Below are 19,799 nucleotides of genomic sequence, written 5' to 3' on the forward strand. Positions count from 1 at the left end.
TGAAGGGAGACGGGGCCATGCTCTATGTGTACGTCGGCTTGGCAGGAGCGCTCGGTGCCTTGGCACGTTATGGAATCGGGACAGGCATCGAGACGTTTTGGATCGGTCTGTTTCCGCTCGGGACGCTGCTCATCAATTTATCAGGAAGTTTCGCGCTCGGTTGGCTGACACACTTTCTGTTTCGTTCCGGACGTCTCTCCCCAAGTGTCGTCACTGCGGTCGGGACAGGGTTCATCGGCTCGTTTACGACGTTCTCGACGTTCAGTGTGGAGACGATTGAATTGTTAGAGGCTGACGCATTCGGTTCAGCTCTGCTTTATGTGACGCTCAGTCTCGGACTTGGGCTGTTTAGTTCATGGCTCGGATTTTGGTTTGGGCGGCGACGGTTCGATCGGGCTGTCATGCGAGAGGGGGGAGTACGATGACGCTTCTCGTCATCATGATCGGCGCGTTCTTCGGGGCGATGGCGCGATTCGGGGTCGGTCAGTTCGTCAAAACCCGGACGACATCGGCGTTCCCGTGGGCGACGCTCATCGTCAATGTGACTGGTTCGTTTGGACTTGGGTATTTATACGGGGCGAGTGTTCACCAAACGCTCATGCTCGGTCTCGGTGTCGGCTTTCTCGGTTCGTTCACGACGTTCTCGACGTTCAAGCTCGAAGTGATGCGGTTCGTCGCCAAAGACTGGCTTCGTTTCGGGATGTATTTGCTTGCGACCTATGTACTTGGTCTGCTGGCGGCCTATCTCGGTTATCATCTGCCATGAAAAATCCCTCGGAAACTTGTTCCGAGGGATTTGCTTTATTCGCTAAGTTGGAGTTTTTCAGCACAAGATGGGCACGTGTTCTCGTAAGACTCGCACTGCTCATCCATCTGTTTCCCGCATTCTTGACACGTCTTGTCCGGTAACTTCCGATAAAATTCGACGGAAGATTCAAGTCGGCTTGCCCATTCATTCATTGTAACTGCCCCCTTTATTTAAGTAACTTAGCTGTTATGTTGGTTTGATTGTATTATAACAGTGGTGTGTAAGTCAACAATAATATATAACAGATTTATAAATCGGATTTTGTTAGAATGAGAGTACAGAAAATGAGGTGAGACGGATGAAAGCACCCCAGTGTGAAACAATCGCCATTCAAAGTGAAGATGTGACGGTATTACAACGGGCACTGACAGACCTAGATGCGGTTCGAGTCAGTCGATTGTTCAAAGCGTTCGCCGATCCGACCCGGCTCAAAGTGTTGTACGTCCTGACGTTAGAACGGGAACTGTGCGTCTGTGATGTGGCGGCCGTGATCGGACATTCAAACGCGACGGCGTCGCATCATTTACGGACGTTGCTCGAGCAAGGGCTTGTCAAATATCGAAAAGATGGAAAAGTCGTCTACTACTCACTCGACGATGATCACGTCCGGCTACTCGTCGAGATTGCGATGGCCCACAGTGCCGAACAAATTGATGCGTGACAAAGAGCCAGCTGGGATTCCAGTCGGCTCTTTTTTTGGTTGTAATTGTGATGGAACAGCGATACGATATATTCAAATGAACGTTTGAATGTAAAGGGGCGAGATAATTATGAAACGAGATGTATTACCTGTCGAAGGGATCACATGTACGAACTGTGCCGCCAAAATCGAGAAAAGCGTGACGGGAGAGGACGGTGTCGCCGCTTGTCAAATCGATTTTGCGACAAGTCGAATGATTATCGAATGGGATGATTCGAAGGATCACACGAAGACGCTCCGCACCATCGAAGCGACGATGGGGCGAATTGAACCGGGTGCACATTTTGTCAAAGACGAGGCGGAAGTGCCGATGTCGGGTCGCTTATTGTGGCGGTTTGGCGTCGCGTTCGCCCTGCTGCTCGTCGGTCTGTACACCGATTCGCTCTTTGTGTACGCGATTGCCTATGTGGTCGCAGGCTATGACGTCGTCTATGCCGCAATTCGTAACGTATGGCATCGGGAATGGTTTGATGAAAAATTTTTAATGACGATTGCGACAATCGGTGCGATTGCGATTGCGGAGTATCCGGAAGCGGTCGCCGTCATGCTGTTCTACCAGCTCGGTGAATACTTCCAAGCACGGGCCGTCCACGCCTCGCGACGGTCGATTCAATCGCTGTTGAACATGAAGCCGACGATTGCGCGCGTGTTCGAAGATGGACGTGAAGTAGAAAGACGTCCTGAAGAGGTCGCGGTCGGTAGCATCATCATCGTTCGAGCAGGCGAACAGATCCCGATGGACGGTCGTGTGCTGCGAGGCTCGAGCTCATTGGATACGGCGTCGCTGACAGGTGAGTCGTTACCACGCCCAATCGGTCCCGAGGAAGACGTCCTTGCGGGAATGGTCAACCTTGACGGGCGGCTCGAAATACGAGTCGAACGCCCGGCGACTGAATCGAGCCTGCAAAAAATGATTGCCCTCGTCGAACAAGCGAGCATGAACAAGGCGAGAACGGAACAGATGATCACACGGTTGGCGAAAGTATACACGCCGGTCGTCGTCGTGCTCGCGGCGGTCGTCGCATTTGTTCCACCACTGTTTGTCGGAAATCTCGAGGAATGGGTATACCGGGCCTTAATCTTCCTCGTCATCAGTTGTCCATGCGCCTTGGTGATCTCGATTCCACTCGGCTATTTCGGTGGGATTGGAGCAGGTTCACGGCGGGGCATCCTAGTGAAAGGCGGCGAATATTTAGATGTGCTCGCCGAAGTCGATACGGTCGTATTCGATAAGACCGGTACGCTCACGACCGGCCGCTTTGAAGTGACCGATGTCGTGACAAACGGGGAGCTGACGACAGACGAGTTGCTTCAGCTTGCCGCCCGTGTTGAGATGGCCTCCACGCATCCGCTCGCAAAAGCAATCGTCGAGCATGCGGGTCCAGTCGCACCGTTCTCGATGATTCAAGAAGAACCGGGATACGGGTTGATGGCGATCGACGGTGAAAACCGCATTTACGTCGGCAGCGCCCGCTATGTTCAAAAATTGGGTTATCCAACCCCGGCGGAGACATCGGGGACGATCGTCCATATCGTCAAAAATGACCGTTGGCTCGGCCGAATCGAGTTGAGAGACCAAGTGAAGCCAGATGCGCAAGAAACGATTCAAGCTTTGAAGCGCTATGGTTATCAGACGGTCATGTTGACCGGGGACCGGCAAGAAGTCGCAGCCGCCGTCGGTTCGGCAATTGGAATCGATGAAGTGAGAAGCGAATTGCTTCCGCATCAAAAAGTCTCAGAAGTCGAGCGGTTGGCGACAACCGGCAAGGTCGCTTTTGTCGGTGACGGATTGAACGATGCGGCGGCGCTCGCACGAGCCGATGTCGGACTCGTGATGGGCGGCGTCGGGAGTGATGCAGCGGTCACGGCAGCCGACCTCGTGCTGATGAACGACGCTCCGCGCGACGTCGTGGCAGCGATTGAATTAAGCAAGCGGACACGGCGGATTGTTTGGCAAAACATCACGTTCGCGTTCGGTATGAAGGCGCTCTTCCTCTTGCTCGGTCTCTTCGGGCTCGCCTCGATGTGGGAAGCCGTGTTTGCTGACGTCGGGGTTGCCTTGCTCGCCATCGGGAACGCCGCACGTCTCATTCATTCCAAATAAAAAGACCTCACAATGGAAATTGAGGTCGAGGGATCGTCTCATTGGAGACGGTCTTTTTTTCGTGTTTTGAAGAGGAGAAACAGCAAAACGAGCAGTGCGGCGATGAGCAAGATGGCAATCGACGTGAGGGCTTGAATCAACACATCGATTTGATTCTCGGTCGCGACGAGTTGTTTGCGGATGTCTTCATACTGTAGTTTCTTCAATGCGCGCAAATCTTCGAGGATCGTTTGGCGCTGATCGGTCATCGTCTCGGCTAGCTCGGTCGCGGCCTCGAGATCGCCGCGCTCATAAAAGACAAGCACTTCGGCGGCGCCTTGCTCCCATATTCCGTCACGGTAAAGCAAATCAATCAGCGAGCTCGGTGTGCGCGGGTCGTTCGTGATCGAAGTCTTCAACTCTTCAGCTTGCTGGGACATACTGTAATACGATTCTAAAAAACGCCGGTCTTCGTAGGCGAGCAACCCGCGAATGGCGTTGGCTCGTTCAATGTTAAAATACATGATCTCTTCGATGGCATCATAGGAATCGAGGCGTTGACTATGAATCGACTCGAGTTGATGTCTCGTGTCTCGAAGTTGAAACCCAAAACCCGCAAGGATCAGCGCGGATAAAAGTGATAACAAGATGAGTAAGGTCAGCCATTTCTGTTGGGACACGGTCATCCCTCCTTCCATACAATCGTACAATATTTACCGATTTCGTCGCAAAATATTTTTTTGGAAAAGGAAAATTTCGGGTAAAGGTATAAATATATAGTAAAGCGTTTCTTGTTATCGTTTACAATGAAATGAGGAACGATTTCATTCATAAGGAGAATACACATGCCAGAGAACTCATCGTTACACAAGTTACACCAGGTCTTGAAAGAAAAACGAACGAACATGGAATATGACATTCCGGCCTTGTGGAACCGCCTGCAATTCCCTTCAGAGCCTGTCCGAGATGGCGTCGAACGGGTCAATCCTTACGATTTTTTAATCGAGACGATTGAAAAAGCGATTCTCCCGCATGCGGTCGACGGACGGGATTATCATCAGTCGGTCGCCCAAGCGGATGGATATCTTCAAACGGGCGGCGATTGGATTAAGCGTGCCTCCGTCTATTCGATGCAAGTCCGGACCTCGACGTCATGGGATCATGACGGTTCAGGTTATGTCGAGATGGAAAACTCGGTCGGGATGAAGGACACGGGAACGTTCGTCAAAACGCTCGCGCTAATCCCGCACTTGCTTTATATGGGAATCGACACGTTGTTCCTATTGCCGATCTCGCAACATAGCCACAAAAATAAAAAAGGCGAATTTGGTTCTCCTTATGCCGTGCAAGACTTCTTTGGAATCGATGAAGAACTGAAAGAGACGTTGACGGGAGACGGGTTGACGGTCGAAGAAGAGTTCGCCGCGTTCGTCGAGGCGTGCCATATGGTCGGGATTCGGGTCGTCATCGATGTCATCCCGCGCACATGCGCCCGTGACAACCGTCTCATTCTAGAAAATCCGGAATGGTTTTATTGGATCCCGGTGACGGAACTCGACTACTATCACCCGCCGCACGTGCCCGGTATCGGAGAGAACGTAAAACCAGAGCACGCTTTCTTGCCAATGATTTACGGGTCGGAAGACGTATGGGCGCATTTGCGTCGTTTCTCGATGGCGCCGAACCTCGTTGACGCGGACAAGTGGGAGACGGTGAAGACGTACTTGCTCGAGCACCCGGAAGAGAACTTGCTCGCGGTCATCGAGCGTGAGTTCGGTTTGACGACCGCTCCAGCTTTTTCGGATTGTATCAATGACCCGCAACCGCCATGGTCGGACGTCACATACTTCCGTCTGTTCCTCGATCATCCGACAGCGGCAGCGCCTTACGTCAGCGAGGCGAACTTGGCTCCGTACATTCTGTTCGATTCGATCAAGTCGAATCAATTCCGGGGCGATCAAATCAATGAGCCGCTATGGGCGATGCTCGCCGATATCATCCCACACTACCAGCGCGAATTTGGAATCGATGGGGCCCGCATCGATATGGGTCACGCCTTGCCGGTCGATTTGGCACAACGGATCCTTCAACAGCCACGCGCACTCGACGCCAACTTCAGCTTCATCGCTGAAGAATTGATCGAAATCGGAGCGTGGGCAGCGAAAGAGGCGGGCTATAACATGATTATCGGCTACGGGTTCTATAAAGAACCTCGATTCGATACGCATGAGACACACCAGTTCATTTATGACTCACGCTTCTTACCGTTGCCGGTGTTCGCGGCCGGAGAAACAGCGGACACGCGCCGCGTGGCGACACGGGACGGGGGACGGCAAGCGAGTCGCTTGCTCACTGTGTTGAACGGCTTCGTGCCGAACGGGGTTCCGATGACGAACTCGGGGCTCGAACTGTATGAGACGCAACCGATGAACACCGGGCTCGACTGTCGACCGGAAGAGGCGTACCAACTCTTCCCGACCGATCCGTACTTTGGTAAGCTCGCCTTCTTCGACGCGTATCAGTTCCATTGGGATCACCCGGAACGAGAAGAGATGATCGAACTCATGCATCAAGTTGCCGAAGTGCGTCGTCGTTGGTTGGATGTCCTCGTCAACCCGAGTCATTTCGAACCGCTCGCGATGACGCACATGGATGCGCCGTTCATCGGCCTCGCTTGGCTGCGTCCGGATACGAACGAGACGCTCCTTGTCGTTGCCAACACGAGCATGCATCATCCGCTGCAGGGGAAAGTCCCGCTCGACGGGGTGCGCCGCCGTAACTGGAACGCAAGCCGTTTCGCCGAGATGGTCTACTCACCGACGTCATGGCCGTATGCCGAGCACTCGTTCGATGAGAATTGGGACCTGTGGGTCGATTTGAAGCCGGGCGAAGTCAAAATTTATGAGATGAAATAAGCAAATGCCCCGAATCGGTTTACCGGTTCGGGGCATTTTTTGTCACATCGTCTGCTTCATGTAGTAGATGACAAACTCATCGAGCGGCATCGGCTTCGCATAGCGATACCCTTGCATCGAATCACAGCCGATTTTTCGTAAGAAATTCTCTTGATATTCTGTCTCGACCCCTTCGGCGACGAGCGCCATCCCAAGTTGTCGGGCCATGGCGACGATCGTCGCGGTGACGGTTTGATACTCCCGGTTCTCTTCGAGTTGCATCGTGAACTCGCGCGGGATTTTCAGCTCATCGATTGGATAGCGGACGAGGTAGGCGAGCGAGCTGTAGCCGGTCCCGAAGTCATCGATCGACAGTTTGATGCCGAGCGCCTTGAGTTCGAGGATCCGTGTCAACACCCGGTCGGAATGGTGGGCGGCGACGGTCTCGGTCAATTCGAAGTTGAGTCGGCTCGGTTCGATTGGAAACCGCTCAAACAAAGTCGTCAAATACTCGATTAAATGTTCATCGAACAATTGACGGACGGAGAGGTTGACCGACAATTTCGGCAAATTGATGTCTCCTTGCTCGAAGGCGTACATCAATTGGAATGTCTCATGGATCATCCAGCGACCGAGATCGTGGATGTGGCCCGTCTCCTCGGCGATCGGGATGAATTGGCTCGGCGGGATGAAGACCCCATCGCGTTGCCAGCGCATGAGCGCCTCGGCCCCGATGATGGCTTTCGTCGAGGCGTCGACTTGAGGCTGAAGGTAAAGCGAGATCTCGCCTTTTTCAAGGGCGGTGTCGAGCCCTTCCATCAACAGCTTGCGTTCTTCTTTATCCGCACGCAGCTCTGGCGCGAACAGGACGGTCTCATTACGTCCCTTGTCCTTTGCCTTGTACATCGCGAGGTCTGCGTTTGAGAGCAAGTGCTTGAGCGTCGATCCGTGGTCGGGATAGCGGACGATGCCAATCGACGCATGGATCTCGACGAGCGTTCCGCCCATAAAGTAAGGCGGGCGATAGACGAAGCGTCGCAACCGTTCGACTAACATCTCATCATCATCATGTTCGGCGACGACGATGAACTCGTCACCGCCGAGCCGTCCCGCGTACTCGTTCGGCAATAAGGCACCTCTTAGTCGTTTGCCGATGTGTTGCAGCAATTCATCGCCCATATGATGGCCGAACTGGTCGTTGATCTCTTTGAAGCCGTCCAGGTCGGAGAACATGAGCGAGAATCGTCGTCCTTCGGCGATGAGCCGTTCGATTTGTTCTTGCAACGCGTAACGGTTATGTAGTCCCGTCAAACTGTCATGATTTGCTTGATAGTAGATTTGTTCTTGTTGCACGATCATTTGGGTGATGTCTTTGACGATGGCATAAATGCCTTCGACTTCCCCGTCGATAATCATCGGGATGTTCATCAGCTGCCAAACTCGCTTCGCCCCGTCCTCGGTGACGACATCGACGTCGAGCGTACGCGGGCGACCGTTCTTCAAATCATGCAATACGGTCGCATAGGCGGACCGGTCTTTTTGTTCGATGATATCTAATATGTTGGAACCGATGAGTGTCTCTGTGTCATGACCGAGCACCGAGCTGCCGGCCTCGTTTACGGACAACACTTCACCGTGAAGGTCGAACAAGAAAATCGGTTCGGCATGATAGGCGAACAGGGACCGATACTGTTGCTCCCGAATTTCAAGCTCATGTGCTTTCGTCGTCACTGCGACTTCAAGGTCAGTGTTGACGGTATGTAAGCGGTGGCTGATCAAGGCATTTTGCTTGGCGACGACGAACTGACGAATGAGTAGCAACAAGACGGCATTCGCGGTCATCGAATCGAGCACGGATGTACCGAGCAGCCGATCGGAGGCGAGCATGAACAGCATGACGATTGTGCTATAGACGACGTAATCGAACACGGAGTCATGGACGAGCGCGTCCTCGGTCGATTCATCAAACACGTAACTGATGGAAATGATGAAAATACTCGTCACTTGAAGCAAATGAATTAACTCGTGGCCGATGCCGTTGAAGATGAGCAATTGGTTCAAAATCGAAGCGGTCGTGAAGCCAAGAACGCCGACCAATAACAATACGCGGAAGCTCTGACCTGCCGAAGTGATTCGATTCAAGTAGAGAAAGCCGAGCATCATGTACAGACTGATCAACACCATCTGTTCTTCAAACCCATTCAAGTTGGCGGCATAGCTCCCGTTCTCGCTCGAATAAATGAACAGATGCATGGCGCCGATCAACAGAAAACTGAGCAAGGCGAAGATATCAAACGTTCGCAGTTTCAATGTCCGAATCTCAATCGACTGGGTGATCACGATCAACGACATGATTAAATAAAAGAAGTTTTGGATGAACGGCATAAGCTCAATTCCAGTTGACATGACGAAGTGATGCCCGACTAAATAGGCGATGAAACAAACGTTTCCGGCGCTAATCAGTAAATGGATGTAGCGACGCATGCCGCGATTCCGAAGGACGGCGGTGATGCTGAAGGCAGTCGCGATGAGCGTGACCGCCGTGAAATAGACGAACAAACTCGTCTCCCTCAAGTCATAAGGGGTGAACAGGATCAATAAAAGGCCGAGAAAAAAGGTCCCGACGAGCAAAGCGGGGACTGTTTGGCGCAACGAGTGGTTGATCAACTCATGCACCTCCTTCTGTATATGTCTAAGAGGCTCATCATTATTATCGGATTGTTTATGGATTTGTTACACCAAAAAAATCGACAGCAAGCTGCTGTCGATTACAAGGTATACGAATGCTCTTTGAAGTTACCGACGACCGAATCGATTTCCGAGACGGTGACGAACGCTTCCGAGTCGATATCGGAGACGATTTGACGTAGTTTTGGAATTTCATTGTTTTGCACGACGACGTACAACATTTTCTTCGAGTCGTTCGAATAACCACCGGTTGCGTCCATGATTGTGACACCACGCTTCAAGTTTTGCTTGATGACGAGGTTGATTTCATCGGCTTTCTTACAGATGATGAAGCACTGCTTTTGTGCCGAGAAGAATCGGTGAATCGTCAACAGCGTTCGCGACCGGACGAAACTGAGCACGAGCGCGTACATGACCGCTTTAATATCGAACGTGATGAACACGAGAATATAGACGATGATGTCTTGCGTCAAAAAGATCTTAGGGAGCGATAAATTGCGGTTGTTCGTGTAAATGACTTTCCCGAGAATATCTAGGCCACCGGTCGAGGCACCTGCGAATAACAGCAAGGCAAGTCCGAGACCGGAGACGATTCCGCTGAACACCGAGGCGACGAGCGGGTCGTCGAGCGGGGTCGGCGGGATGAGCACGGGCAACGTATCGATCAAGATAGATGATAAGACGACGACGAGCCCGGTCATGAGAATGAACCGTTTCCCCAGATATTTAATCCCGACGATAAAGAGCGGGATATTCAACACGAGTTGCGTGAATCCGATCGGTGTACCGAACAGCTCGTTGATGATCAAGGTGATCCCGACGATGCCCCCGGACCCGATCTCGTTTGGTTTGAGCAATAAGCCGACAAAGATCGATTGTAGAATCGTTCCGGCGATGATGAACAAAGTCGTCTCGACGGCGATTCGTTTTCTTGATTTTGCGTACATAGATGATGGCTAGGCGCCATACGCCCCCTTTGAAATAAACTCACTCAAGCGTACTCCGATGGTGGAGGAATTTCAAGCGCCGAACGATTACAATTCGTTGTGGAAGCGGTCGATATCGCTTGCGAGCTGTTCATGCACGTAATCGATGACTTGAGCGTCATCGAATAAGCCGAGTGGGGCGTCGTCCGGAATCGCATCGAATGGGGATACGAAGTATAAGACGGCCGCAACGAGGGCATGTTGTTTGTCCGGCTGCATCTCGAACTGGTGATTATAGACGGCACGCAACATGTTGAGTAACTGTTTCATTTGGAAGTAGAGCGTCAGTTCTTCTTCGCGCTCGATATTGCTAATCTCGTTTGAAGCGACGTCGACCGTCACTTTAGCGAGAGCGAGTTCGCCTTGGACCAAAAGGTCACCTAATGTTTCATTGTCGGTATAGTCCTCGGTCGCGCTCGTTAAAAAGTGTGTGTACGTTGTTTTCCAATCTGACATGTATATTCCTCCTTCTGTCTTCATCTACTAATATGCCCGTTTTTGCGATTTGGTTGCAACTTTTCCGAAAATTTAAGAAAATAGAAATAAGTGAAAAAGGAGGAACTGTACATATGTCTACTGTAACCATGCCGACTGAGGCAGAATTTGCCCGCTACGCTGAGCTTGCCGTCAAAAAAGGCGTCAACATTCAGCCGGGCCAACAGCTCGAAGTCCGAGCTGATATTAGCCAAGCACCGCTCGTCCGTCAAATCGTGAAAGCAGCTTACGCGGCTGGCGCGAAACAAGTGTATGTCAACTGGAGCGACGAAGAGACGACGAAAGTCCGTTACTTCAACGCCCCAGCGGATGCCTTCAAAGAATACCCGGAATGGCTCAAGGCCCGCTTTGAGCAATTGGCCGAAGAGAAGACGGCATTCCTATCGATCGTCAGCGACGACCCGGACGCACTGAACGGCGTCGAGTCGTCACGCATCGCGGACTCGAACCGTGCTGCCGGCGTGGCGCTCGCGAAATGGCGCAAATATGTCATGAGCGACAATGTCAGCTGGTCAATCGTTGCTGGCGCTTCGGAAGCATGGGCGAAGAAAGTCTTCCCAGACCGTGAAGACGCCGTACCAGCCCTTTGGAAAGCGATTTTCGAAGCGACACGCATGGACCAACCGGATGTGGTCGCGGCGTGGGATACGCATGACGCATCGCTCCGTGAACGCGCGACGTTACTCACGAACAAGAAGTACACGAAGCTCCATTACAAAGCACCGGGCACGGAGCTGACGATCGGCTTGCCGAAGAAGCACGTCTTCCTTGGCGGCGGCGGTCCGAACATCGACGGTGTCGATTTCATCGCCAACATGCCGACCGAAGAAGTGTTCACGCTCGCCGATAAAGATTCGGTCGAAGGTCACGTGTCGAGCACGAAACCGCTCAGCTATAGCGGCAACTTGATCGATGGGTTCACGCTCTGGTTCGAAGGCGGGAAAGTCGTGAAGGCGGAAGCGAAACAAGGACAACAGGCACTCGATGAGTTGTTGAACCTCGATGAAGGGGCGCGTCGTATCGGAGAAGTCGCGCTCGTGCCGGACGACTCACCCATCTCGAACTCGGGTCTCCTTTTCTATAACACGTTGTTCGACGAAAACGCATCGTGCCACTTGGCGCTCGGACGCGCGTACTCGACATGTCTCGAAGGCGGACCGCAAATGTCAGCCGAAGAGCTCGCCGAGAACGGTGCGAACGACTCGATGACACACGTCGACTTCATGATCGGCTCGGCCGAGATGAACATCGACGGCGAACTCGAAGACGGTTCACGCGAAGCCATCATGCGTGACGGCAACTGGGTCATTTAATCAAGCAAGAGACGAATCCCTTCGTGGAATTCGTCTCTTTTTTCATGTCAATTCATAGAGAAAGGCGAGGGCGTTCGGTAACCGACGCCGCCACGCGATCTCGTTATGGACGGCACCGGGCTCGACCTCATAGCGAAAGGCGACCCCTGTTCGCGCGACCGTCTCGACGAGTTTCGCATTCGTATAAAGGTAATCCTCGGGCGTGATCGGTCCGCTCGTCTCGTTCGTCCCGATGTCCATATAGAGACGCGCCGTCACATCGGCCTGCTTCACTTCCCGAATGAGGGAGTCGAGATTAGCCCAAGCGGCCGTCGAGAGCGAGCCGACGCGCCGGATGGACGGATAGGCCGTCATCATATAGAGCGAGATGACCCCGCCCATCGAGCTGCCCATCACGCCGACGTCGTCCGGGTCGGTCGCGTAGCGTTCATCAATCCACGGCTTCAACTCTTGCATGAGCCAGTCGGCGTAAGCACGCCCTTTACCCCCGAGCGTGGGCCGTGTCTTGGCGAGTTCCGGTCCAATCCGCCGGTATAGCATCTCATCCTCATAAAACGAATACTCATCGTAGCGGTCGAGCCAGTCTGGGGCACTCGCGATGGCGACGACCATGAGCGGCAATTGTAAGTCCTCGATGTGGCGGTCGATCGACCAACCTTCGCCGATTGTGGCGGTCTTGCCGTCGAACACGTTTTGACCGTCGTGCATATAGAGGACCGGGATCTGCTCGTCAGCCGAAACAAAGTCGGGACGATAGACACGGACGATTCGTTTCCGTCCGTGTGTCGTCTCGGTCGGTAACGTAAAGCTGAATTGCTCAAGCATATAAAGCGCTCCTTTCCCATTCACTGTCTCCATTTTGCCGGGTGGAACCGGGGAATGCAATCCGCACATTTGACTACCTACCGTTCGTTAGGTAAGGTGGTGAGAGAGAAAGGGGACGATCTGTGATGAATACGAAACAACGAATCGAACTGGCGGCGCGGCGCCGGTTTGCGCTTGAAGGATATGAAGGCTTGTCGCTCGCCTCGCTCGCTGAGGATGTCGGCATCAAAAAGGCGTCGCTATACGCCCATATCGAAGGGAAAGAACAACTGTTCAAGCAAGTCGTCGAGGACATGGGGAACCGTTATGCACACATCTGGCAGGAGGCACGGGACGCTTCCGTTGACGCTGCGCCGCTCGAGCGGATCGAGGCGATCGTCGAGGCGTTGATTCGCTTCTTTGAAGAGGAAGAGACGTGGATGCTGACGAAGCGGATGTTGCTCGTCCCACCGCCCGAGTTGCGATCGTTCATCGAGACGACGCTCGGTTCGGTCGAGACGGAACTGCAAGCGTTCGAGAAAGAACAGTTTCGATTGGCGATGGAGCAAGGGGCCTTACCCGAACAGTCACTCGAGGACGTGTATGACGCGTACTATTGTTTTCTAGACGGGGCGCTTCTTTCGCTCTTCACGCTTGAGACGAATCGCGTCAAACGGCAACGGGCCGCATTCACGATTTTCAAGAAAGGAGTCGGTTGGACATGAAACAAGATCAACTAGCCTGGGTTTGGCTCGTGCTCGCCGGTCTGCTCGAAATCGTTTGGGCGACGACGATGAAGCTGTCGAACGGGTTCACGGTGCTCGGTCCGAGCGTGATGACGATTCTATTATTGATTGTGAGTTTTGGATTGTTGGCGATGTCGTTCCGCACCTTACCGGCGGGGACGGGATACGCCGTCTTTACCGGCATCGGAGCCGTCGGAACGGTCATCGTCGGGGCGCTCTTGTTCGACGAGGCGCTCACCGGGATGAAGCTCGTCTTTATCATCACGCTTCTGATCGGTGTGGTCGGACTGAAACAAGTGACGGGAGGTGAGTCGGCATGAGTTGGGTATTTTTGATTGGTGCGGGTCTTGCTGAGATGATGGCCGTCTTTTGGATGGGTAAATCAAAAGGCTATCAGATTGTTAAATGGTCGATCTTGTCGGTCGGAACGTTTGCCTTAAGCTTTTATTTATTGTCGCGTTCGCTCGAGACGCTCCCGCTCGGATTGGCGTATTCGATTTGGGTCGGGATTGGGGCGGCCGGCGGGGTCGTGCTCGGCATGCTGTACTTGAACGAATCCCGGGACCGGTGGCGCATCTTCTTCTTATTGCTTATTATCGGAAGCGTCATCGGATTGAAAGTTGTCGCGTGATCAGGATTAGCTTCGAATAAAAACGGGAATTGAATAGTTCAGACTGTGAACGAAAGGGGCGGGGACGATGAGTCATATCAAACTGCAATCCGAGCGTCTACGACTCGAACCTTACACGATTGCTGATTTTTATTTCGTGAAATCGCTACTCCAAGATCCGCGCGTGATGCGTTTCATTAGCCCGGACGGAAAGCCATATACGGATGAACAGACGATCGAATGGTTCGAGCGCCAGTTGGCCCGCTATCAGACGGGTCGTCAAACCGGGTTGCTCAAATTGATGTCGCATGAAAATGACGAGCCGATCGGTCATGCCGGCACGTTGCTCCATGAACTCGACGGCACGATTGAACTTGAAGTCGGATATTGGTTGGCGCCGAAGCATTGGCATATGGGCTACGGACGCGAGGCAGCGGCTCGCCTTATGCGTCATGCGTTCGAAGAAGGTGAGAAAGAGATCATTTCCTTGATTCATCCGGATAACGTCCCATCGCAACGAGTCGCGAAAGCGAACGGATTGCATTGGGACCGTGACACCGAGTATCAAGGCATGCTCGTCTCGGTATATGCCGGTGATTTAGAGCGGTTATGCCGCCATATGAAACGGGAAGAAATGACGCGTTGAAAAAAAGTAAAAAAAGTTTTAAAAAACAGTTGCCAAGGCATTAGTTTCTTGATATATTAATAGTGTCCTTAAGAGAGGACACGACCTGATTCTGTAGCTCAGCTGGGAGAGCGCTACCTTGACAGGGTAGAGGTCGCTGGTTCGAGCCCAGTCAGAATCACTTGGGTGCCAAACCCGATGCGAAACCCATAGGAACGTGGGTTTCCGCGACGCCACTTCTTGCGAGAAGTGGCTTTTTTTGTTTTTCTTTCAATTGACAGTCTACATACACAGTTGGTATATTCCTCTCAATACATACAGAAACGGGGAGTTATACGATGGTCTTAACCGGAACAATCGTCAACGCGGCGTTGATCGTGATTGGCACATTACTTGGACTTTTATTTCACCGCATCCCCGAACGAATGAAAGAGACGGTCACCGCAGCCATCGGTCTCGCCGTCGTCTTGCTGGGGATTCAAATGGGGATGAAGAGTGAGAACTTTTTAATCGTCATCGGCAGTCTCGTCATCGGGGCGGCGCTCGGCGAATGGTGGAAACTTGATGAGAAGTTGAACGAGGTCGGCTATCAATTAGAACGCCGACTCGGCGGCAAGAGCAAGTCGAGTATCGCCGAAGGCTTCATCACGGCGACGCTCATCTTCGTCATCGGGGCGATGGCGGTCATCGGTGCACTCGACAGTGGATTGCGTGGGGACCATGATGTCCTCTATACAAAAGGATTGATTGACGGCTTCACGGCACTCGTCCTTAGCTCGACGCTAGGGATTGGGGTCATGTTCTCGGCCGTCCCGGTTCTCTTATACCAAGGGGCAATCGCCTTGCTCGCCATCCAAATCATGAAGTTTATCCCTGAATCGCTCATGGATGACTTTATTTTAGAAATGACAGCGACCGGCGGCGTCATGATCGTCGCAATCGGTTTAAATTTGGTCGGCATCACTCGGATTCGCGTCGCGAATCTATTGCCGGGGATTTTGATGGTCGCCGTCATCGTCACCGTGTTACATATCTTTCAATGAACAAATGGACGGGCGCAAAAAACGCGCCCGTCCATTTTTGTATAGGTCATGACTTTTTTGAGTTGGAACGTAAAGCCTCGGTGATGAGTTGATCCCAGTCGGCGGCCTCACAGGATGATGTGCACGTCGGTTTGATCTCACAAGTGGCACATTTCCCGGCTTTTGCTTTTCGTGTGTATCGATAAAGCGCATAAACGGCGTATCCGAAGACGCCAAGGCCAATCAATAGATCAAATAAAGACATCTCATTTCCTCCTTGTCACGAAAATCCGAGTAGACGGCCGATTTGGTAGATGAGCAACGATACGACATACGCCACGCCTAATCCGTAAAGGCTAGCGACCCATGTCAGCTTGGCGCTTCCTACCTCACGCCGAATGACAGCAACGGTCGCCAGGCACGGCACATAAAGCAAGACGAACGCCATGAAGCTATACGCGCTCAACGGAGTGAACACGGGAAATAATGAAGCCGACAAATCGGATTCACTGACCGCATAGATGATCGCCATCGTCGAAACGACGACTTCTTTCGCCAAAAAACCGGTGATGAGTGCAGCGCCCGCTTGCCATGTCCCAAATCCGAGCGGTACCAACAACGTCGCGATGACGCCACCGACCATGGCGAGAAAACTCTCGTCCATCGGCACGTCGAACCCATTTGGGCCGGAATAAGCGAGCAACCAAATGAAGACGGAACCTCCAAAGATGAACGTACCGGCTTTTCGGACGAACCCTTTTGCTTTTTGCCACGTGCTGCGCCAAAGCGTCAACCCCTGAGGGACCCGGTAAGGAGGTTGTTCGACGATAAAGAGGCTATTTCGGTCTTCTGCGGCCAAGAGGGACGTAAAAATTTTAGCGATGATCAATGCCAAGATGATTCCTAACATATAGAGCGACAGGACGACGAGCGCTTGATTCGATGCAAAAAAGCTAGCAGCAAAGACGGCGTAAATCGGTAGACGTGCAGAGCAAGACATGAACGGTGAAATGAATATCGTCACCAGCCGTTCGCGCTCCTCCTCGATCGTTCGGGCGGCCATGATACCCGGGACGTTGCAGCCGAAGCCGATGATCATCGGGATGAAGCTTTTCCCGTTCAGTCCAACGAGTTGCATGAAACGATCCATGACGATGGCGACGCGCGCCATATACCCTGAGTCCTCTAAGAATGAGATGAAGAAAAAGAGCACAAAGATTTGCGGTACGAAGACGAGGACGCCACCGACACCGGCGATCACACCTTCGATGATCAATGCCTGGATGAAGGACGAGGTCCCGAGCGTTTGTAACAACCAGCTCGTTCCCGATGTGACGGGACCGGTCAACAATCCATCCAATACATCGGATAAGGGCGCGCCGACCCAGTTGAACGTGATATGGAACAAGCTATAGAGCACCGCGAAGAAAATCGGTAAGCCCCAGATCGGATGTGTGACGACGGCATCGATGCGATCAGTCAGCGTGACGCGCCGGGTATTCCGTTCCTCGACGACGTGCTGACGAACGTCTTTCGTCCACTCGCGTCTTCGTTCCGTGATATGGGCATGAGCGAAGCGACCGAGTTTCATTTCCAACGTCTTTCGAATCGCGAGAACGGTTGGTGCTGAAGACTCAAGTAGCTCGGAAATGACACGGTTTCCAGCCAAGTATTGGACAGCGACCCAGCGGTCACGGTCGGAGCGGCCGGTCGCGTCCAAAATTTGTTGAATCGCACGTTCGGTATCTTGCCCGTAATCAAGGATGAACGGGTCGCGTGGTTTCGATTGAAGCGAGGATAAAAGGACATCACAACCGGCTCCGGTGCGCGCTGTGATGGGGAAAATATCGACGTTCAACCGTTCGCGCAACCGTTCTAAATTGATGGTGATGCCTCTTCCTTCGGCGACATCGACCATGTTCAATCCGATTTGGAGCGGGCGCCCCATTTCGAGCAGCTGGAGCGTCAATTGTAAATTGCGTTCGAATTGTGAGGCGTCGATGATGTTGAACAGCCCATCGAACGGTTCCTGTAACAGGAACCGCGAGACGATCGCTTCGTCAGCCGACAGCGGGTCTAAGTCATAGACACCCGGCAAGTCGATTAGCTGTCCGATGTTTCCATGCAATTGTCCGACTTTCTGTTCGACGGTGACGCCGGACCAGTTTCCGACGTGGGCGAAAGAACCTGTCAATCGATTGAACAATGACGTTTTTCCGGTATTCGGGTTCCCGATGAGGGCGATTCGTTGGGTCATGGGACAATCACCTCGATTTGTTCGGCGTCACAACGACGAATCGCAATCATTTGTTGATGTTCGATTTGTTCGATGGTGAGCGGTCCGGATAGGATGGCCCGACGTTTGATCCGTATGGAACAGCCCTCATAAAACCCTAAAGCAATCATGCGACGGCGCAGACGATCATCAATTCTCGTCAAATCGGATATGAACACAGGCTGATGCAACGGAATGGCAAGTAGTGAACGCATTGAGATCTCTCCATATTCATTAAATGATAATTGTTCTCAATCAGTAGCATACCATGCCCTTTGTCGTTGGAAGTTCCCATAATATGTGGATTTTATGACTTATCGAGCATACGAAGGGAAACGAAAAAACACCCGCTAGACGTCAGAACGTAACGTTCGACTTCTAGCGGGCATTTCATTCAATGGTTACGTTCTTTCAATCGGTGCGTCAATCGCTTCATGGTCTTCTTTCGCGCTTTCACGTAGTGCGGATGACATGACGTCAGCCAAGTCGCGTGTGCGAAGGACACCGACACCCCGATCGGTCGGACCGTCCGGCGCGGCCACATCTGCGATCAAGTCGTTCGTCGGCCGTGTCTCATGGAGGAGAAGCTCAGCTGATCCTTTCATCGCTTGGGCGACGATTTGACGGGCTGTCGTTTCGTCAAATCCTGCTTCCGTCAAGACCGGTGTCATCGACCCGACAATCTCGTAAAAGAAAGCGGGGCTACAACCGGCGGCGGCCATAAAGGCCGACATCGTCTTCGCATCAGTCACAGCTGTACGACCAACACGCTCAAACAACGCCGTCGCCGTTTCACGGACCGTATCATCGGTCTCGGGTCCGAACCAGAGTCCGGTCATCCCGTTTTGATAAGCCACTGGCGTATTCGGCATCGCGCAGACGGCAGGGAGACCTGACGCCTCTTCAATTTCGCTCGGTTCGATATGAGCCGCTACGGAGACGAGGAGCGGTGTGGTCCACGTCTTCGAGCTTACATATGGAAGCACCCCGTCCGGTTGCATCGCAAGGACGACAATGTCATACGCGTTGACATCCTCTTCGTCGACGATTTGCACGCCGAGCTCAGTGTGAAGTTCTGTAAGACGTGTCCGGTCACTCCGGTTCGTCATCGTGATTTGTTCAGGAGACAGACCTGAGGCTAACCATCCGCGGACGAGTGACTCGCTCATCGATCCTGCTCCTACCATTAAAATATTCATAATCGTCACCTCTTCATATAGATTCGGTCGTGTACATGTTGCCTATCATAACAAATGATGCGTCAAATAGCGCCTCTCGTGCTCAAATTGTAAAACAAAGGAAAAACGTGACACCGTCTTGTCACTGGATTGTCGCAGACGTCACGGATGACAAGTCGGACCGGTCGAGCTATCATGGCAGTAATCAATCAGGAGGCGATGAAACGTGAAACGAGTATTAGTCCGGGGGATTCAAGGGTATCAACGCTTCATTTCTCCGTTGAAACCACCGACGTGTCGGTTTTATCCGAGTTGTTCGCATTATGGGATCGAGGCGATCGAGAAACATGGTGCACTCAAAGGTGGTTATTTGACGACGCGCCGGCTCATGCGTTGCCAACCGTTCCATTCGGGCGGGCTCGACTACGTGCCGGACGAGTTCGATTGGAAGGCGCCGTTACAACGTGAAAAACCCCCATCTCAGCGAGACGTCTAATCGACGGCTCGCTGTTTTAGATACAGCCCCTCTTTCTCTGACTTGTTTTATCACAATACTTTTGACAATCTTCTAA

The 19,799-nt window shown here is 52.6% G+C and carries 22 protein-coding genes and 1 tRNA gene; 13 read left to right on the forward strand and 10 right to left on the reverse strand.

The window, feature by feature from the left end:
• Window positions 1-17 precede the first annotated feature (17 nt).
• Together crcB and AC13H5_RS02990 are read left to right on the forward strand one after the other, a co-directional pair.
• On the forward strand, window positions 18-425 hold the full coding sequence (gene crcB / locus AC13H5_RS02985) for a fluoride efflux transporter CrcB (RefSeq protein ID WP_138859989.1): 408 nt from the start codon (window positions 18-20) through the stop codon (window positions 423-425).
• Window positions 422-766 (forward strand): fluoride efflux transporter FluC, encoded by a 345-nt coding sequence (locus tag AC13H5_RS02990; protein ID WP_214799605.1) that lies wholly within the window; start codon window positions 422-424, stop codon window positions 764-766. The genes crcB and AC13H5_RS02990 overlap by 4 nt, the downstream gene beginning before the upstream one ends.
• A gap of 35 nt (window positions 767-801) precedes the next feature.
• On the opposite strand, the gene yhfH is transcribed toward AC13H5_RS02990, so the two are convergent.
• The gene (gene yhfH, locus AC13H5_RS02995) at window positions 802-960 is read right to left on the reverse strand and encodes a protein YhfH (RefSeq protein WP_021065246.1); all 159 of its coding nucleotides are present in this window, start codon (window positions 958-960) and stop codon (window positions 802-804) included.
• Window positions 961-1,106: 146 nt separating this feature from the next.
• Here yhfH and AC13H5_RS03000 point away from each other — a divergent pair, with 146 nt between their 5' ends.
• Both AC13H5_RS03000 and AC13H5_RS03005 read left to right on the forward strand, forming a co-directional pair.
• Complete coding sequence (locus tag AC13H5_RS03000) at window positions 1,107-1,469, forward strand: ArsR/SmtB family transcription factor (protein WP_034781229.1); 363 nt, start codon at window positions 1,107-1,109, stop codon at window positions 1,467-1,469.
• Window positions 1,470-1,578: 109 nt separating this feature from the next.
• Window positions 1,579-3,612, forward strand: coding sequence for a heavy metal translocating P-type ATPase (locus AC13H5_RS03005; RefSeq protein WP_483546285.1), 2,034 nt, complete (start codon window positions 1,579-1,581; stop codon window positions 3,610-3,612).
• Between the two features lie 38 nt (window positions 3,613-3,650).
• On the opposite strand, the gene AC13H5_RS03010 is transcribed toward AC13H5_RS03005, so the two are convergent.
• A complete protein-coding gene (locus tag AC13H5_RS03010) occupies window positions 3,651-4,277 on the reverse strand; it encodes a hypothetical protein (RefSeq protein ID WP_214797613.1) in 627 nt (208 codons plus the stop codon).
• A 159-nt stretch (window positions 4,278-4,436) separates the two neighbouring features.
• Between AC13H5_RS03010 and AC13H5_RS03015 the strand changes: the two genes are divergently transcribed.
• Window positions 4,437-6,506 (forward strand): alpha-amylase, encoded by a 2,070-nt coding sequence (locus AC13H5_RS03015; protein ID WP_483546286.1) that lies wholly within the window; start codon window positions 4,437-4,439, stop codon window positions 6,504-6,506.
• Between the two features lie 42 nt (window positions 6,507-6,548).
• Here the strand turns inward: AC13H5_RS03015 and AC13H5_RS03020 are convergent, their stop codons facing one another.
• The 3 genes from AC13H5_RS03020 to AC13H5_RS03030 all read right to left on the reverse strand — a co-directional run bounded on the left by AC13H5_RS03020 (window position 6,549) and on the right by AC13H5_RS03030 (window position 10,615).
• Window positions 6,549-9,152, reverse strand: coding sequence for a putative bifunctional diguanylate cyclase/phosphodiesterase (locus AC13H5_RS03020; RefSeq protein ID WP_483546287.1), 2,604 nt, complete (start codon window positions 9,150-9,152; stop codon window positions 6,549-6,551).
• A gap of 101 nt (window positions 9,153-9,253) precedes the next feature.
• Window positions 9,254-10,120 carry a YitT family protein gene (locus AC13H5_RS03025; RefSeq protein ID WP_034781221.1) on the reverse strand — a complete coding sequence of 289 codons (867 nt, stop codon included), beginning with the start codon at window positions 10,118-10,120 and terminating at the stop codon, window positions 9,254-9,256.
• Window positions 10,121-10,207: 87 nt separating this feature from the next.
• Window positions 10,208-10,615: a YkvA family protein gene (locus tag AC13H5_RS03030; RefSeq protein ID WP_034781220.1), complete on the reverse strand. Its 408-nt coding sequence runs from the start codon at window positions 10,613-10,615 to the stop codon at window positions 10,208-10,210.
• A gap of 113 nt (window positions 10,616-10,728) precedes the next feature.
• Between AC13H5_RS03030 and AC13H5_RS03035 the strand changes: the two genes are divergently transcribed.
• Entirely contained in the window at window positions 10,729-11,967 is a 1,239-nt protein-coding gene (locus tag AC13H5_RS03035; RefSeq protein WP_200860057.1) for an aminopeptidase, read from the forward strand.
• 42 nt (window positions 11,968-12,009) lie between these two features.
• Here AC13H5_RS03035 and AC13H5_RS03040 read toward each other — a convergent pair whose 3' ends face one another.
• Window positions 12,010-12,792 (reverse strand): alpha/beta hydrolase, encoded by a 783-nt coding sequence (locus AC13H5_RS03040; RefSeq protein ID WP_483546288.1) that lies wholly within the window; start codon window positions 12,790-12,792, stop codon window positions 12,010-12,012.
• Window positions 12,793-12,917: 125 nt separating this feature from the next.
• Between AC13H5_RS03040 and AC13H5_RS03045 the strand changes: the two genes are divergently transcribed.
• The 6 genes from AC13H5_RS03045 to AC13H5_RS03070 all read left to right on the forward strand — a co-directional run bounded on the left by AC13H5_RS03045 (window position 12,918) and on the right by AC13H5_RS03070 (window position 15,795).
• Window positions 12,918-13,496 carry a TetR/AcrR family transcriptional regulator gene (locus AC13H5_RS03045; protein ID WP_214708893.1) on the forward strand — a complete coding sequence of 193 codons (579 nt, stop codon included), beginning with the start codon at window positions 12,918-12,920 and terminating at the stop codon, window positions 13,494-13,496.
• Window positions 13,493-13,837 (forward strand): DMT family transporter, encoded by a 345-nt coding sequence (locus tag AC13H5_RS03050; protein WP_167491846.1) that lies wholly within the window; start codon window positions 13,493-13,495, stop codon window positions 13,835-13,837. Before AC13H5_RS03045 ends, AC13H5_RS03050 begins: the two co-directional genes overlap by 4 nt.
• On the forward strand, window positions 13,834-14,148 hold the full coding sequence (locus tag AC13H5_RS03055; RefSeq protein ID WP_021065258.1) for a DMT family transporter: 315 nt from the start codon (window positions 13,834-13,836) through the stop codon (window positions 14,146-14,148). Before AC13H5_RS03050 ends, AC13H5_RS03055 begins: the two co-directional genes overlap by 4 nt.
• Before the next feature lie 67 nt (window positions 14,149-14,215).
• On the forward strand, window positions 14,216-14,773 hold the full coding sequence (locus AC13H5_RS03060) for a GNAT family N-acetyltransferase (protein ID WP_029596076.1): 558 nt from the start codon (window positions 14,216-14,218) through the stop codon (window positions 14,771-14,773).
• Window positions 14,774-14,860: 87 nt separating this feature from the next.
• A tRNA-Val gene (locus tag AC13H5_RS03065) sits at window positions 14,861-14,933 on the forward strand.
• A 157-nt stretch (window positions 14,934-15,090) separates the two neighbouring features.
• Complete coding sequence (locus AC13H5_RS03070; protein WP_034781214.1) at window positions 15,091-15,795, forward strand: DUF554 domain-containing protein; 705 nt, start codon at window positions 15,091-15,093, stop codon at window positions 15,793-15,795.
• A gap of 46 nt (window positions 15,796-15,841) precedes the next feature.
• On the opposite strand, the gene AC13H5_RS03075 is transcribed toward AC13H5_RS03070, so the two are convergent.
• The 4 genes from AC13H5_RS03075 to AC13H5_RS03090 all read right to left on the reverse strand — a co-directional run bounded on the left by AC13H5_RS03075 (window position 15,842) and on the right by AC13H5_RS03090 (window position 19,248).
• Window positions 15,842-16,039 (reverse strand): FeoB-associated Cys-rich membrane protein, encoded by a 198-nt coding sequence (locus AC13H5_RS03075; RefSeq protein WP_214797609.1) that lies wholly within the window; start codon window positions 16,037-16,039, stop codon window positions 15,842-15,844.
• Window positions 16,040-16,054: 15 nt separating this feature from the next.
• Window positions 16,055-18,031, reverse strand: coding sequence for a ferrous iron transport protein B (feoB, locus tag AC13H5_RS03080; RefSeq protein WP_214797608.1), 1,977 nt, complete (start codon window positions 18,029-18,031; stop codon window positions 16,055-16,057).
• Window positions 18,028-18,264, reverse strand: a complete 237-nt coding sequence (locus AC13H5_RS03085) for a FeoA family protein (protein ID WP_214754283.1) — start codon at window positions 18,262-18,264, stop codon at window positions 18,028-18,030. Before AC13H5_RS03085 ends, feoB begins: the two co-directional genes overlap by 4 nt.
• A gap of 186 nt (window positions 18,265-18,450) precedes the next feature.
• Complete coding sequence (locus AC13H5_RS03090) at window positions 18,451-19,248, reverse strand: pyrroline-5-carboxylate reductase family protein (protein ID WP_034781206.1); 798 nt, start codon at window positions 19,246-19,248, stop codon at window positions 18,451-18,453.
• Between the two features lie 205 nt (window positions 19,249-19,453).
• Between AC13H5_RS03090 and yidD the strand changes: the two genes are divergently transcribed.
• A complete protein-coding gene (gene yidD / locus AC13H5_RS03095) occupies window positions 19,454-19,723 on the forward strand; it encodes a membrane protein insertion efficiency factor YidD (protein WP_034781204.1) in 270 nt (89 codons plus the stop codon).
• Window positions 19,724-19,799: the final 76 nt, after the last annotated feature.

This window comes from Exiguobacterium sp. FD-YE-25-4, assembly GCF_057004685.1.

Excerpts from the sequence above, each read along its gene's own strand:
- crcB (WP_138859989.1), top strand. The coding sequence starts at position 18 with ATGCTCTATGTGTACGTCGGCTTGGCAGGAGCGCTCGGTGCCTTGGCA.
- AC13H5_RS02990 (WP_214799605.1), top strand. The coding sequence starts at position 422 with ATGACGCTTCTCGTCATCATGATCGGCGCGTTCTTCGGGGCGATGGCG.
- yhfH (WP_021065246.1), bottom strand. The coding sequence starts at position 960 with ATGAATGAATGGGCAAGCCGACTTGAATCTTCCGTCGAATTTTATCGG.
- AC13H5_RS03000 (WP_034781229.1), top strand. The coding sequence starts at position 1,107 with ATGAAAGCACCCCAGTGTGAAACAATCGCCATTCAAAGTGAAGATGTG.
- AC13H5_RS03005 (WP_483546285.1), top strand. The coding sequence starts at position 1,579 with ATGAAACGAGATGTATTACCTGTCGAAGGGATCACATGTACGAACTGT.
- AC13H5_RS03010 (WP_214797613.1), bottom strand. The coding sequence starts at position 4,277 with ATGACCGTGTCCCAACAGAAATGGCTGACCTTACTCATCTTGTTATCA.
- AC13H5_RS03015 (WP_483546286.1), top strand. The coding sequence starts at position 4,437 with ATGCCAGAGAACTCATCGTTACACAAGTTACACCAGGTCTTGAAAGAA.
- AC13H5_RS03025 (WP_034781221.1), bottom strand. The coding sequence starts at position 10,120 with ATGTACGCAAAATCAAGAAAACGAATCGCCGTCGAGACGACTTTGTTC.
- AC13H5_RS03030 (WP_034781220.1), bottom strand. The coding sequence starts at position 10,615 with ATGTCAGATTGGAAAACAACGTACACACACTTTTTAACGAGCGCGACC.
- AC13H5_RS03035 (WP_200860057.1), top strand. The coding sequence starts at position 10,729 with ATGTCTACTGTAACCATGCCGACTGAGGCAGAATTTGCCCGCTACGCT.
- AC13H5_RS03040 (WP_483546288.1), bottom strand. The coding sequence starts at position 12,792 with ATGCTTGAGCAATTCAGCTTTACGTTACCGACCGAGACGACACACGGA.
- AC13H5_RS03045 (WP_214708893.1), top strand. The coding sequence starts at position 12,918 with ATGAATACGAAACAACGAATCGAACTGGCGGCGCGGCGCCGGTTTGCG.
- AC13H5_RS03050 (WP_167491846.1), top strand. The coding sequence starts at position 13,493 with ATGAAACAAGATCAACTAGCCTGGGTTTGGCTCGTGCTCGCCGGTCTG.
- AC13H5_RS03055 (WP_021065258.1), top strand. The coding sequence starts at position 13,834 with ATGAGTTGGGTATTTTTGATTGGTGCGGGTCTTGCTGAGATGATGGCC.
- AC13H5_RS03060 (WP_029596076.1), top strand. The coding sequence starts at position 14,216 with ATGAGTCATATCAAACTGCAATCCGAGCGTCTACGACTCGAACCTTAC.
- AC13H5_RS03070 (WP_034781214.1), top strand. The coding sequence starts at position 15,091 with ATGGTCTTAACCGGAACAATCGTCAACGCGGCGTTGATCGTGATTGGC.
- AC13H5_RS03075 (WP_214797609.1), bottom strand. The coding sequence starts at position 16,039 with ATGTCTTTATTTGATCTATTGATTGGCCTTGGCGTCTTCGGATACGCC.
- feoB (WP_214797608.1), bottom strand. The coding sequence starts at position 18,031 with ATGACCCAACGAATCGCCCTCATCGGGAACCCGAATACCGGAAAAACG.
- AC13H5_RS03085 (WP_214754283.1), bottom strand. The coding sequence starts at position 18,264 with ATGCGTTCACTACTTGCCATTCCGTTGCATCAGCCTGTGTTCATATCC.
- AC13H5_RS03090 (WP_034781206.1), bottom strand. The coding sequence starts at position 19,248 with ATGAATATTTTAATGGTAGGAGCAGGATCGATGAGCGAGTCACTCGTC.